Source organism: Hydrogenibacillus schlegelii, assembly GCF_001653195.1.
GTDB lineage: Bacteria > Bacillota > Bacilli > Thermicanales > DSM-22653 > Hydrogenibacillus > Hydrogenibacillus schlegelii.
Window position 1 is genome coordinate 26592 of the sequence record NZ_JXBB01000013.1, and the last position, 12642, is coordinate 39233.

The following is a 12642-nucleotide window of genomic DNA, read 5'->3' on the forward strand; positions in this document are numbered from 1 at the left end:
GAGGAGGGACGACGATGGACGTCAACCGCTTTGAATCCATGAAGATCAGCCTCGCATCGCCGGACAAAATCCGCTCGTGGTCCCACGGGGAAGTCAAAAAGCCCGAGACGATCAACTACCGGACGCTTCGGCCGGAAAAAGAAGGCCTCTTTTGCGAAAAAATCTTCGGGCCGACCAAGGACTGGGAGTGCGCCTGCGGCAAGTACAAGCGGATCCGCTACAAAGGCGTCGTCTGCGACCGCTGCGGCGTCGAAGTCACCCGGTCCAAGGTCCGCCGGGAGCGGATGGGTCACATCGAGCTCGCCGCGCCGGTGTCCCACATCTGGTACCTGAAGGGCATTCCGAGCCGGATGGGGCTCGTCCTCGACATGTCTCCCCGGGCCCTCGAAGAGGTCATCTACTTCGCCTCCTACATCGTCACCGACCCGGGGCTCACGCCGCTTGAGAAAAAGCAGCTCCTCTCCGAAAAGGAATACCGGAGTTACCGGGAAAAATACGGCGACGCCTTCCAGGCGGAGATGGGCGCCGAGGCGATCAAAAAGCTCCTCATGGAGATCGACCTCGACAAAGAGATCGCCCAGCTCAAAGAAGAACTCTTAAAAGCCCAGGGACAGAAGCGGACGCGCATCATCCGCCGGCTGGAGGTGCTCGAGGCCTTCCGGGCATCCGGCAACCGGCCGGAGTGGATGATCCTCGACGTCCTTCCGGTCATCCCGCCGGACCTCCGGCCGATGGTTCAGCTCGACGGCGGCCGCTTTGCGACGTCCGACCTCAATGACCTCTACCGCCGGGTCATCAACCGAAACAACCGCCTCAAGCGCCTCCTGGAGCTCGAAGCGCCGGAGATCATCGTCCAGAACGAAAAGCGGATGCTCCAGGAAGCCGTCGACGCCCTCATCGACAACGGCCGCCGGGGCCGGCCGGTGACCGGCGCCGGCAACCGGCCCTTAAAATCCCTCTCCCACATGCTCAAAGGAAAGCAGGGCCGCTTCCGGCAAAACCTCCTCGGCAAGCGCGTCGACTACTCCGGCCGCTCGGTCATCGTCGTCGGTCCCAACCTCAAGATGACCCAGTGCGGCCTCCCGAAAGAGATGGCCCTCGAACTCTTCAAGCCGTTCGTCATGCGGGAGCTCGTCCGTCGGGGGCTGGCGTCCAACATCAAAAACGCCAAGCGGAAGGTCGAGCGCGTGCGGCCCGAGGTGTGGGACGTCCTCGAAGACGTCATCCGGGAGCACCCGGTCCTTCTGAACCGGGCGCCGACCCTGCACCGCCTCGGCATCCAGGCCTTTGAGCCGGTCCTCGTCGAAGGCCGGGCGATCCGGCTCCATCCGCTGGTGTGCACCGCCTACAACGCCGACTTCGACGGCGACCAGATGGCCGTCCACGTCCCGCTCTCGGCGGAGGCCCAGGCCGAAGCCCGGGTGCTCATGCTCGCGGCGCAAAACATCCTGAACCCGAAGGACGGCAAGCCGGTCGTCACGCCGACCCAGGACATGGTCCTCGGGAACTACTACCTCACGATGGAAAAGCCCGGGGCCCGGGGCGAGGGGCGGGTGTTCGCCACGCCGGAAGAGGCGATCATGGCCTACCAGCTCGGCGAGATCGAGCTCCACGCCCGCATTGTCCTTCCGGTGGCGGCCTTGAAGAAAACGTCCTTTACCGACGAAGAGCGCCGCGCCCGGCTCATCACCACCGTCGGAAAGCTCCTTTTCAACGAGATCTTCCCCGAAGACTTTCCCTACATCAACGCGCCGATCAAGGGCGATTCGGTCGGCGCCGTCGATCGGGCGTTCCTCCTCTTCGACAAGGGCGTGCCGGTCAAGCCGATCATCGAGGCCCTGCCGCCGACCGAGGCCCTCAAAAAGAGCGACCTTGGCAAGATCATCGCCATCTGCTACGAGCGCTACGGCACGACGACGACGTCGGAGATCCTCGACCGGATCAAGGACATCGGCTTCCACTTCTCCACCAAGGGCGGCATTACCATCGCCGCCGCCGACATCGTCGTCCTCGAAGAAAAGAAAGACATCCTGGCCCGGGCCGAGGAGCAGGTGCAAAACGTTCAGCGACAGTACCGCCGGGGCCTCATCACCGACGAGGAGCGGTACAACCGCGTCATCGCCATCTGGAGCAAGGCGAAGGACGAGATTCAGACGAAGCTCCTCGCCAGCCTCGAGCCGTTCAACCCGATCAACATGATGTCCACCTCCGGCGCCCGGGGGAACGCCTCGAACTTCACCCAGCTCGCCGGCATGCGGGGGCTCATGGCCAACCCGTCCGGCCGCATCATCGAGCACCCGATCAAAAACAGCTTCCGGGAAGGTCTTACGGTCCTCGAATACTTCATTTCCACCCACGGCGCCCGGAAGGGACTGGCCGACACGGCGCTTCGGACCGCCGACTCCGGTTACCTCACCCGGCGCCTCGTCGACGTCGCCCAGGACGTCATCGTCCGGGAGGCCGACTGCGGCACCGACCAGGGCGTCGAAGTGACGGCGCTTCGCTCCGGCCCCGAGGAGATCTCGACCCTCTTCGAACGGATCAGCGGCCGGGTCGCCTTCGAGACGGTCCGGGACCCCCGCACCGGAGAAGTCCTCGTCCGACCGAACGAGCTCATCACGGACGCGATCGCCCGGCGGATCGTCGAAGCCGGCATCGAAAAGGTCCGCATCCGGTCGGTCCTCACCTGTCGGACGCATCATGGCGTCTGCCAGATGTGCTACGGCCGGGATCTCGCCACCGGCCGGCTGGTGGAGATCGGCGAGGCCGTCGGCATCATCGCCGCCCAGTCGATCGGCGAGCCCGGGACGCAGCTCACCATGCGGACGTTCCACACCGGCGGCGTCGCCGGCGAGGACATCACGCAGGGGCTTCCGCGGGTCCAGGAGCTGTTCGAGGCCCGGACGCCCAAAGGGCAGGCCGTCGTCAGCGAAATCGCCGGCGAGGTCGTCGACATCCGGGACGGCCGCGACAAGCGGGAGATCGAGATCCGGGGCGACGTCGAGACGAAGACGTACGCCGTTCCGTACGGCTCGCGCCTCAAGGTCGCCGTCGGCGACCGGGTCGACGCCGGCGCCGAGCTTACCGAAGGGCCCGTCGATCCGAAGGACCTGCTCCGCATCCGGGGGGCCCGGGAGACGCAAGCGTACATCCTCCGGGAAGTCCAGAAGGTTTACCGGATGCAGGGCGTCGAGATCAACGACAAGCACATCGAGATCATGATCCGGCAGATGATGCGGAAAGTCCGCGTCATCCACGCCGGCGACACCGAGCTCCTCACCGGCACGATCGTCGATGTCCGGGACTTCGAAGAGGCGAACCGCAAGGTGCTCGCCGCCGGCAAGGCGCCGGCGGTCGCCCGGCCGGTCCTCCTCGGCATCACCAAGGCGTCCCTCGAGACCGAATCGTTCCTCTCCGCCGCTTCGTTCCAGGAGACGACGCGGGTCCTGACCGACGCCGCGATCAAGGGCAAGCGGGATGAGCTCCTCGGTCTTAAGGAAAACGTCATCATCGGCAAGCTCATCCCCGCCGGCACCGGTATGCGCCGCTACCGGGAGCTCGAGGTCGTGCCGAAGGCGCCGCCGGCGCCTTATGATGCGGCGGGAAGCTAAAAACCGTTTGACAACCCTCCGGCCGGCGCGGTATGATAGTGAGCGTGCCATACTGCCGTGCGGGAGGCGGGTGCGGTGTATGATCGGGTGAGAAGCGCCCGGCGCAAGATTGTCGGCGCGCGGCAGGTGCTTCGCGCCATCGAACAGGGCGAACCGATCGCCGTCGTCGTCGCCGAGGACGCGGCGAAGGACATCACCCTGCCCCTCGTGGAAAAGGCGAAAGCCCGGGGCATCCCCGTTCACACCGTCGAATCGATGCAGGAGCTCGGCCGGGCGGCGGGGATCGACGTCGCGGCGAGCGTCGTCGCCATCCCCGCCGAGGCGGCCGATCGCCCGACTTAAGCGACATCCGGGCGGAGCACCGCTCCGCCGGCTTCTTTGTATGCCCAAAATGAACCGCCCGGATCAGTGACCATGGACCGAAGGAGGTGTCGGGATGCCCACGATCAACCAGCTCATCCGGAAAGGCCGCAAGCAGATCAAGGCCAAATCGAAGGCGCCGGCGCTCCTTTGGGGCTACAACAGCCTGAAGAAGGAAGAGCGCTACCTGCCGTCGCCGCAGAAACGCGGCGTGTGCACCCGTGTCGGCACGATGACGCCGAAGAAGCCGAACTCGGCCCTTCGGAAGTACGCCCGCGTGCGCCTCACCAACGGCATCGAAGTGACGGCCTACATCCCGGGGATCGGCCACAACCTGCAGGAGCACAGCGTCGTCCTCATCCGGGGCGGCCGCGTCAAGGACCTGCCGGGCGTGCGCTACAAGGTCATCCGGGGGACACTGGACGCCGCCGGCGTCGCCAACCGGAAGCAGGGTCGCTCCAAGTACGGCGCCAAGCGACCGAAGGAAGGGAAAAAGTGAGTCGCGTTTTAAGAAAGGAGGGACACGATGCCGCGTAAAGGACCGGTGCCGCGGCGGGAGATCGCGCCGGATCCGATCTACGGCAGCGAACTCGTCGCCCGGCTCATCAACCGCGTGATGATGGACGGCAAAAAGAGCCTCGCCCAGCGGATCGTCTACGGCGCCTTCGATCGGATCCGGGAGCGGACCGGGAAAAATCCGCTGGACGTTCTCGAGGCGGCGATGAAAAACGTCATGCCCGTCCTCGAAGTCCGGGCCCGCCGGGTCGGCGGCGCCAACTACCAGGTGCCGATCGAGGTTCGGCCGGAGCGGCGCGTTTCGCTCGCCATCCGCTGGATCGTCCTCGCCGCTCGGGAGCGGCACGAAAAGACGATGATCGAGCGCCTGTCGGCGGAGCTCCTCGACGCCGCCCAGGGGACCGGCGGGGCGGTGAAGAAGCGGGAGGACGTCCACCGCATGGCCGAGGCCAACCGCGCCTTCGCCCACTACCGCTGGTGAGCCGTGGCCTGCAAGAGAGGAAGGTCGAGATGCCCAGGGAGTTTCCTCTGGAAAAGACGCGCAACATCGGCATCATGGCCCATATCGACGCCGGCAAGACGACGACGACGGAGCGCATTCTCTTTTATACCGGCCGCGTGCACAAGATGGGCGAGGTTCACGAGGGCACGGCGACGATGGACTTCATGGTTCAGGAGCAGGAGCGGGGCATCACGATCATGTCGGCGGCGACGACGACCCAGTGGAAAGGTCACCGGATCAACATCATCGACACGCCCGGCCACGTCGATTTCACCGTCGAAGTCGAGCGCTCCCTCCGGGTCCTGGACGGCGCCATCGCCATCTTCAGCGCCAAGGAAGGCGTCGAGCCGCAGTCGGAGACCGTCTGGCGGCAGGCCGACCGCTACGGCGTCCCTCGGATCGCCTACGTCAACAAGATGGACATCATCGGCGCCGACTTCCTCGGCGTCGTGCGTCAGATTCGGGAACGGCTCGGCGCCAACCCGGTGCCGATCCAGCTGCCGATCGGCGCCGAAGATCAGTTCCGGGGCATCGTCGACCTCGTCCGGATGGAAGCCTACACCTACCTCGACGATCTCGGCACCCGCACCGAGGCGGGCCCGATCCCCGAGGAACTTAGGCCCCTGGCGGAAGAGTGGCGGACGAAGCTCCTCGAGGCCGTCGCCGATGTCGATGAAGCGATCATGATGAAATACCTCGAAGGCGAAGAGATCGCCCCCGAGGAGATCAAGGCCGCCCTCCGGAAGGGGACGATCGAGCTCAAGCTCACGCCGGTCCTTTGCGGCTCCTCCTACCGGAACAAGGGCGTGCAGCCCCTCCTCGACGCCGTCGTCGACTACCTGCCTTCCCCGGTCGACATTCCGGCGGTCCGGGGCGAACATCCGGAAACCGGGGAGACGGTCGAGCGGAAGCCGGCGGACGACGAGCCCTTTACGGCGCTCGCCTTCAAGATCATGTCCGACCCGTTCGTCGGGAAGCTCACGTTCATCCGCGTCTATTCCGGCGTGCTGGAGAGCGGCACGTACGTCCAGAACTTCACCAAGGGCAAGCGGGAGCGCATCGGGCGGCTCCTTCAGATGCACGCCAACCACCGGCAGGAGATCGACCGGGTGTACGCCGGCGACATCGCCGCCGTCGTCGGCCTCAAAGACACGACGACCGGCGACACCCTTGCCGACGAAAAGCATCCGATCGTCCTCGAGCCGATGCACTTCCCGGACCCCGTCATCAGCATCGCCATCGAGCCGAAGACGAAGGCGGACCAGGACAAGCTCGGGCTCGCCCTCGCGAAGCTCGCGGAAGAAGACCCGACGTTCCGCACCTGGACCGATCCCGAGACCGGCCAGACGATCATCGCCGGGATGGGCGAGCTCCATCTCGAGATCATCGTCGACCGGCTGAGGCGGGAATTTAAGGTCGAGGCGAACGTCGGCGCGCCGCAGGTCGCCTACAAAGAGACGTTCCGCAAAGCGGCCAAAGTCGAAGGCAAGTACATCCGGCAGACCGGCGGCCGGGGCCAGTACGGCCACGTCTGGATCGAGTTCGAGCCGCTGGAGCGGGGCGCGGGGTTTGTCTTCGAGAACAAGATCGTCGGCGGCGTCGTGCCGAAAGAATACGTCCCGGCAGTCCAGGCGGGGATCGAGGAAGCGATGCAAAACGGCGTCCTCGCCGGCTATCCCCTCATCGACATCAAGGCGACCCTCTTCGACGGCTCCTACCACGAAGTCGACTCGTCGGAGATGGCCTTCAAGATCGCCGCGTCGCTCGCGCTCAAGGAGGCGGCCAGGCACTGCGATCCGGTCCTCCTCGAGCCGATCTTCAAGATCGAGGTCACGGTTCCGGAAGAGTACATGGGCGACATCATCGGCGACATCAACGCCCGCCGGGGCCGGATCGAGGGCATGGAGCCCCGGGGGAACGTTCAGGTGATCCGCGGATACGTCCCGCTCGCCGAGATGTTCGGTTACGCCACCGACCTCCGCTCCCGGACGCAGGGGCGCGGCACGTACGTCATGCAGTTCAGCCATTACGAAGAGGTGCCGCCGAACATCGCCAGGGCGATCATCGAAAAGCAAAAAGGCGCCTGAGTGACCTGAAAGCTTGCGCCCCTTGAAGCGCGGGCTTATCATAGAGGAGCAAAGCAAAGGAGGAAGTCCAGGATGGCCAAGGCGAAATTCGAGCGTACGAAGCCGCACGTCAACGTCGGCACCATCGGCCACGTCGACCACGGCAAGACGACGCTGACGGCGGCGATCACGACCGTCCTCGCCCGGCAGGGCAAGGCCGAGGCGAAAGCGTACGATCAGATCGACAACGCGCCGGAAGAAAAGGCCCGCGGCATCACGATCAACGTCTCCCACGTCGAGTACGAGACGGACAAGCGCCACTACGCCCACATCGACGCGCCCGGCCACGCCGACTACGTCAAGAACATGATCACCGGCGCGGCGCAGATGGACGGCGCCATCCTCGTCGTCTCCGCCGCCGACGGCCCGATGCCCCAGACGCGGGAGCACATCCTTCTCGCCCGGCAGGTCGGCGTGCCTTACATCGTCGTCTTCCTGAACAAAGTGGACATGGTCGACGACGAAGAGCTCATCGAGCTCGTGGAGATGGAAGTGCGGGATCTCCTCAAGCATTACGGCTACCCCGGGGACGACGTCCCGGTCATCCGCGGCTCGGCGCTCAAAGCGCTGGAGAATCCGGACAGCGAGTGGGGCGAGAAGATCCTCGAGCTCATGAACGCCGTCGACGAGTACATCCCGACGCCGGAGCGGGATGTCGACAAGCCGTTCCTCATGCCGGTGGAAGACGTCTTCACCATCACCGGCCGCGGCACCGTCGCCACCGGTCGCGTCGAGCGGGGCAAGGTCAAGGTCGGCGACGAAGTCGAGATCATCGGGTTCACCGATGAACCGAAGAAGACGACCGTCACCGGCGTCGAGATGTTCCGCAAAGTGCTCGACGAAGCCCAGGCCGGCGACAACATCGGCGTCCTCCTCCGCGGCGTAAACCGCGACGAGGTCGAGCGGGGCCAGGTGCTGGCCAAGCCCGGTTCGATCACGCCCCACACGAAGTTTAAGTGCGAAGTCTACGTCCTGACGAAGGAAGAGGGCGGCCGCCACAAGCCCTTCTTCACCGGCTACCGGCCGCAGTTCTACTTCCGGACGACGGATGTCACCGGCGAGATCAAGCTTCCCGAGGGGGTCGAGATGGTCATGCCCGGCGACAACGTGACCCTCGAGGTGGAGCTCATCAGCCCGATCGCCATCGAAAACGGCACCCGCTTCGCCATCCGCGAAGGCGGCCGGACGGTCGGGGCCGGCGTCGTCACCGAGATCATTCAGTGACCGAACGCAACCGAGCGCCGAAAAAAACCGGATCTTCCCGAGCGAAGATCCGGTTTTTTTCACGGCTGCGCGTCCTTTTCTTCTCTTTACGTTAGCAGCAGCGGTTCACCTTGCCGTCGGCGTATCGGGCCTTCAGGGCGTACAGGTAATATTCCCCTTCGCTCATCGGCGCCTCGTCGGGGTGATGCAGCCGGTGATGCTCGAGATACCGCTCATAGCTCGGCATTCCGACGATCGTCTTCGTCGTGAGCGATACCGACTTCAAAAGATCCCGCATCTTCTCCCGCACCGCGGTCCAGTCCCGCATCGTCCATCCCCCTATCGCCTTTTTAGGATCGCCGCGACAGGCGCCCTTCGCCCGACCGCCTTCCGGCCGACCGTCGGCCGGCGGCCGCTTCCGCCGGCCGCGGCCGACGCCATTCGGCCTTTTCGTCGACGGACGTCCGTCACAGCTTCGACGGGACGTACGGCGACTCCATGAGCGGTACCCGCTCCTTTTGCACCAGGATGCGGTACCACAGCCGGAAGGCGCTCAGGACGAGCGTCACGACGACGAGGATGAAAAAGCCGGTGACGACGGCGTCGAGCCGGTCGTTGAAGACGATCTGCTGCATCACCCGCATATCTGCCGCCGGTGCCAGCACCTCGCCCCGGTCGATTCCCGCCTGGTATTTCGCCGCGTGGGCGAGGAAACCGACCGCCGGGTTGGCGGAGAAGAGCTTCATCAATGCGGCCGTGAGCGTCGTCGCGAGAAGCCACGTAAACGGCACGACCGTCACCCACGCGTAGCGGGCCTTTCCCATCTTGATGAGGACCGTCGTCCCGACGGCGAGGGCGATCGCCGCCAGCATCTGGTTGGAGATGCCGAACAGCGCCCACAGCGAGTTGATGCCGCCGAACGGATCGATCGCGCCCCAGTAGACGAAGTAGCCCCACATCGCCGTAAAGATCGCCGAGGCGACGACGTTGTTGACCCAGCGGTCCGTCCGGGCGAACGGCTTGTAGACGTTGCCGACGAGGTCCTGGAGGATGAAGCGGCCGATCCGCGTCCCGGCGTCGACGGTCGTCAGGATGAACACCGCCTCAAACAGAATGGCAAAATGATACCAGAACGCTTTCGCGCCGGCCATAAACTGCGAGAAGATCTCCGCCATCCCGACGGCGAGCGTCGGCGCCCCGCCGGTCCGGGACAGAATCGTCTGCTCGCCGACGTCTTTGGCCATCTGCTCGATGAGCTCCGGCGAAATGACAAAGCCCCACTCCGAGACCTTCGCCGCCGCCTGCTCCGCCGTCGTGCCGATCACGGCCGCCGGCGCGTTCATGGCAAAATACAGCCCCGGTTCGAGGTGCGCCGCGGCGATCATCGCCATGATCGCGACGAACGACTCCATGAGCATGGCGCCGTATCCGATCATCCGGGCGTGCGATTCCTTTTCGATCAGCTTCGGCGTCGTCCCCGAGGCGACGAGGGAATGGAATCCCGAGACGGCGCCGCAGGCGATCGTAATGAAAAGGAAGGGGAAAAGCGGCCCGGAAAAGACCGGTCCCGTGCCGTCGACGAACCGCGTCACCGCCGGCATGCGAATCTCCGGCATGACGATGAAGATGCCGATCGCGAGAAGGACGATCGTCCCGATCTTTAAAAACGAGCTCAAATAATCCCGGGGCGCAAGGAGCAGCCACACCGGAAGCACCGACGCGAGAAAGCCGTAGACGGCAATGAGGATGGCGAGCGTTCCGGCATCGAACGTAAAATACGGGGCGAGCGCCGGGTTTTCCGCCACCGTCCGGCCGAAGTAGAGGGCGAGCATGAGGAGGACGAAACCGATGAGGGAGCCCTCCAGGACCTTCCCCGGCCGGATGAAGCGCATGTAGACGCCCATGAACATCGCGATCGGGATCGTCATCGCCACCGTAAAGACGCCCCACGGCGACTGGGCGAGGGCCTTCACGACAACGAGGGCGAGGACCGCCACGAGGATGACCAGGATGCTGAGCGTCCCGATCGAGGCGACGATGCCGCCGACCGGCCCGATCTCCTCCCGGGCGATCTGACCGAGCGACTTTCCGTCCCGGCGCATCGAGGCGATCAGGACGACCATATCCTGCACCGCCCCCGCCAGGGCGACGCCGATGAGGATCCAGAGCGTCCCCGGCAGATACCCCATCTGCGCCGCCAGCACCGGTCCGACGAGCGGGCCGGCCCCGGCGATGGCGGCAAAGTGGTGGCCGAAGAGCACCCACTTGTTCATGGGTACGTAGTCTTTGCCATCATTCCGCACCTCCGCCGGCGTCGCCCGCCGGTCGTCGAGGGCGAAGATGCGCGTCGCGATGAAGCGGCTGTAGAACCGGTACGCGACGGCATAGGTGACGATCGCCGCCGTGAGCAACCACGCCGCGTTCACCGTCTCGCCTCGGGCGAGGGCCAGCACGGCGAAGGCGACGGCACCGAGGGCCGCAATGAGCCCCCAGAGGAGGATCGATGCGATCCGCCGCGTCATGGAAAAACGCCTCCTTTCGTGTCGAAGCGCGTCGTTCGGACGCGGGTCTCCCGAAAAGATGTCGAGGGAGAGAAAAGCGCGGCTTTAACTGCTATTTTTCAAAGAGAGGCTAGCAAAAACCGATCGTCCCGGCAAGTGCAAATTCAAAAACGGCTCGGCGACGCCTTGCGTTCGGCGCTGTCATTCTATATAATGCTGTATGTTTGGTCGGCGTATGCGATGAGGCGGGAGGTTGCCGGCACGCCCGGGTCATTTGCTTTGCGTCCGGGATCAAGTCCAGTATCATGTGTAAATTGCCCTCTTCGGCGAATGGAGCGGTGAGCACTTAGGCCGTTGCTGCACAAGCCTGATTTGATTCTCTCCAGGCTTGCTGCGCCTTCTTCCATGCCTCATACTCGTCCATGTTGAGATATTTCCGCCCTGTCGTCCATTCTTCGTCGATCTCCATCAGTAACGCCCCTAGCAGACGGATCGCCGATTCCCGGTTGGGGAAGATGCGAATGACGCGTTCACGACGCCGAATCTCTTCATTGAGCCGTTCGACGCCATTGGTCGTGCGTAAGCGTCGCCGATATCGCTCCGGTAAGACCAAAACAGCGGTTACATCATCAAACCCATCCTCCAACACCTGCACCGCCTTCGGTGCCTTCTCTGCGTAAGCCTCGACAAACGCATCTTTGAGCAACCGTGCAGTCTTCAGATCAGGCGCATCCAGGATCGCGCGGACCTGTTGGTAGACCTCCTTCTGCAACGCCTTGGGTGTGGCGTCCAAGAGATTGCGCATGAAGTGGGTCTGGCATCGTTGCCACGTGCAGCCCTGAAATTCGGTCTGAAGGGCCTTGACGAGTCCGCTGTGACTGTCGGACACGACGATGTCGACGCCGCTCAAACCGCGTTGCTTCAGCCAGGCGAAAAACTCCCGCCAACTCGATTCCGATTCGCTATTGCCCAGCATCAAACCAAGAATCTCGCGATACCCCTCGTCATTCACCCCCACGGCGATCAAGGCCGCTCGTGAACGAATCCGTCCGTCTTCCCGAATCCGGAGGACCAGGGCATCGACGAGCAGAAACGGATAGCGGTGCTCGACGAGGCTTCGGTGGTTCCACGCCCGGACGATCGGGTCGAGGCGTTTGCACAGATCCGAAACCGTCGATTTCGAGAAGGACGTGCCACACAACTGCTCCGTGACCTTCGCCACATCTCGAGTCGACACACCGTTCACCACCATCTCCATCAAAGCGAGGAGGAAGGCTTGCTCGCTACGCTGGTATCGAGCGAAAAGCTCCGTTGAAAACTCGCCATTCCGAACCCTTGGAACGCGCAACACCAGTCGCCCCACCCGTGTGGTGAGCGTGCGTGTGACGGTTCCATTGCGGTAACCTCTCCGCGCCTCTGTTCGCTCGTAGGGTGCAGCCATCAACTGCTCTTGGACCTGCGCTTGGAGAATTTGATTAACGACGCTTTCGACGAGCTTGGCGACGCCTTCGTCTCGTTGAAAGAGCCCTTCCAAAATCGCGTCGTCTACGGTAATCTGGTATTGAGCCATTGGGGAATCCTCCTTGAGATGTGTGATTTTTGTCCAACTCACATTCTACCAAAGAGGGCCCCGATGGCTCTTTATATTTTCGGCAGTCGTGTCCGGTATCATGTGTAAAAACGGATGGTCCAGGTGACATAAAATGAGCCATCCGGCCCTCTTTGGTAGAATGTGAGACGGAGAAGAAACCACTTCACCAGGAGGGATACCGGATGGCTCAGTACCAGATTACCGTGGACGACGAGATTTTGGAAGGCCTCTT

General features: G+C 63.8%; 9 protein-coding genes. 6 read left to right on the forward strand and 3 right to left on the reverse strand.

Annotated elements, in window-relative coordinates:
• The first annotated feature begins 14 nt into the window (after positions 1 to 14).
• The 6 genes from rpoC to tuf all read left to right on the forward strand — a co-directional run bounded on the left by rpoC (position 15) and on the right by tuf (position 8339).
• Positions 15 to 3611 carry a DNA-directed RNA polymerase subunit beta' gene (rpoC, locus tag SA87_RS05585; RefSeq protein ID WP_066200418.1) on the forward strand — a complete coding sequence of 1199 codons (3597 nt, stop codon included), beginning with the start codon at positions 15 to 17 and terminating at the stop codon, positions 3609 to 3611.
• 75 nt (positions 3612 to 3686) lie between these two features.
• Positions 3687 to 3953, forward strand: a complete 267-nt coding sequence (locus SA87_RS05590) for a ribosomal L7Ae/L30e/S12e/Gadd45 family protein (RefSeq protein WP_066200421.1) — start codon at positions 3687 to 3689, stop codon at positions 3951 to 3953.
• Positions 3954 to 4047: 94 nt separating this feature from the next.
• Positions 4048 to 4470 carry a 30S ribosomal protein S12 gene (rpsL, locus tag SA87_RS05595; RefSeq protein WP_066200423.1) on the forward strand — a complete coding sequence of 141 codons (423 nt, stop codon included), beginning with the start codon at positions 4048 to 4050 and terminating at the stop codon, positions 4468 to 4470.
• 27 nt (positions 4471 to 4497) lie between these two features.
• Positions 4498 to 4968, forward strand: a complete 471-nt coding sequence (gene rpsG, locus SA87_RS05600) for a 30S ribosomal protein S7 (RefSeq protein ID WP_066200426.1) — start codon at positions 4498 to 4500, stop codon at positions 4966 to 4968.
• Positions 4969 to 4997: 29 nt separating this feature from the next.
• On the forward strand, positions 4998 to 7076 hold the full coding sequence (gene fusA, locus SA87_RS05605; RefSeq protein ID WP_066200428.1) for an elongation factor G: 2079 nt from the start codon (positions 4998 to 5000) through the stop codon (positions 7074 to 7076).
• Between the two features lie 72 nt (positions 7077 to 7148).
• The gene (tuf, locus tag SA87_RS05610; protein WP_066200431.1) at positions 7149 to 8339 is read left to right on the forward strand and encodes an elongation factor Tu; all 1191 of its coding nucleotides are present in this window, start codon (positions 7149 to 7151) and stop codon (positions 8337 to 8339) included.
• A 91-nt stretch (positions 8340 to 8430) separates the two neighbouring features.
• On the opposite strand, the gene SA87_RS05615 is transcribed toward tuf, so the two are convergent.
• From SA87_RS05615 to SA87_RS05625, 3 genes are all read right to left on the reverse strand, one after another.
• Complete coding sequence (locus SA87_RS05615; protein ID WP_409359828.1) at positions 8431 to 8646, reverse strand: YbdD/YjiX family protein; 216 nt, start codon at positions 8644 to 8646, stop codon at positions 8431 to 8433.
• 139 nt (positions 8647 to 8785) lie between these two features.
• Complete coding sequence (locus SA87_RS05620) at positions 8786 to 10840, reverse strand: carbon starvation CstA family protein (RefSeq protein WP_066200434.1); 2055 nt, start codon at positions 10838 to 10840, stop codon at positions 8786 to 8788.
• 325 nt (positions 10841 to 11165) lie between these two features.
• Positions 11166 to 12389, reverse strand: a complete 1224-nt coding sequence (locus tag SA87_RS05625) for an IS256 family transposase (RefSeq protein ID WP_066200438.1) — start codon at positions 12387 to 12389, stop codon at positions 11166 to 11168.
• Between the last annotated feature and the right edge of the window lie 253 nt (positions 12390 to 12642).

Bases quoted from the DNA above. Each gene is read 5' to 3' on its own strand.
- SA87_RS05615 (WP_409359828.1), bottom strand. From the start codon at position 8,646: ATGCGGGACTGGACCGCGGTGCGGGAGAAGATGCGGGATCTTTTGAAG.
- SA87_RS05625 (WP_066200438.1), bottom strand. From the start codon at position 12,389: ATGGCTCAATACCAGATTACCGTAGACGACGCGATTTTGGAAGGGCTC.
- rpoC (WP_066200418.1), top strand. From the start codon at position 15: ATGGACGTCAACCGCTTTGAATCCATGAAGATCAGCCTCGCATCGCCG.
- fusA (WP_066200428.1), top strand. From the start codon at position 4,998: ATGCCCAGGGAGTTTCCTCTGGAAAAGACGCGCAACATCGGCATCATG.
- rpsG (WP_066200426.1), top strand. From the start codon at position 4,498: ATGCCGCGTAAAGGACCGGTGCCGCGGCGGGAGATCGCGCCGGATCCG.
- SA87_RS05620 (WP_066200434.1), bottom strand. From the start codon at position 10,840: ATGACGCGGCGGATCGCATCGATCCTCCTCTGGGGGCTCATTGCGGCC.
- rpsL (WP_066200423.1), top strand. From the start codon at position 4,048: ATGCCCACGATCAACCAGCTCATCCGGAAAGGCCGCAAGCAGATCAAG.
- tuf (WP_066200431.1), top strand. From the start codon at position 7,149: ATGGCCAAGGCGAAATTCGAGCGTACGAAGCCGCACGTCAACGTCGGC.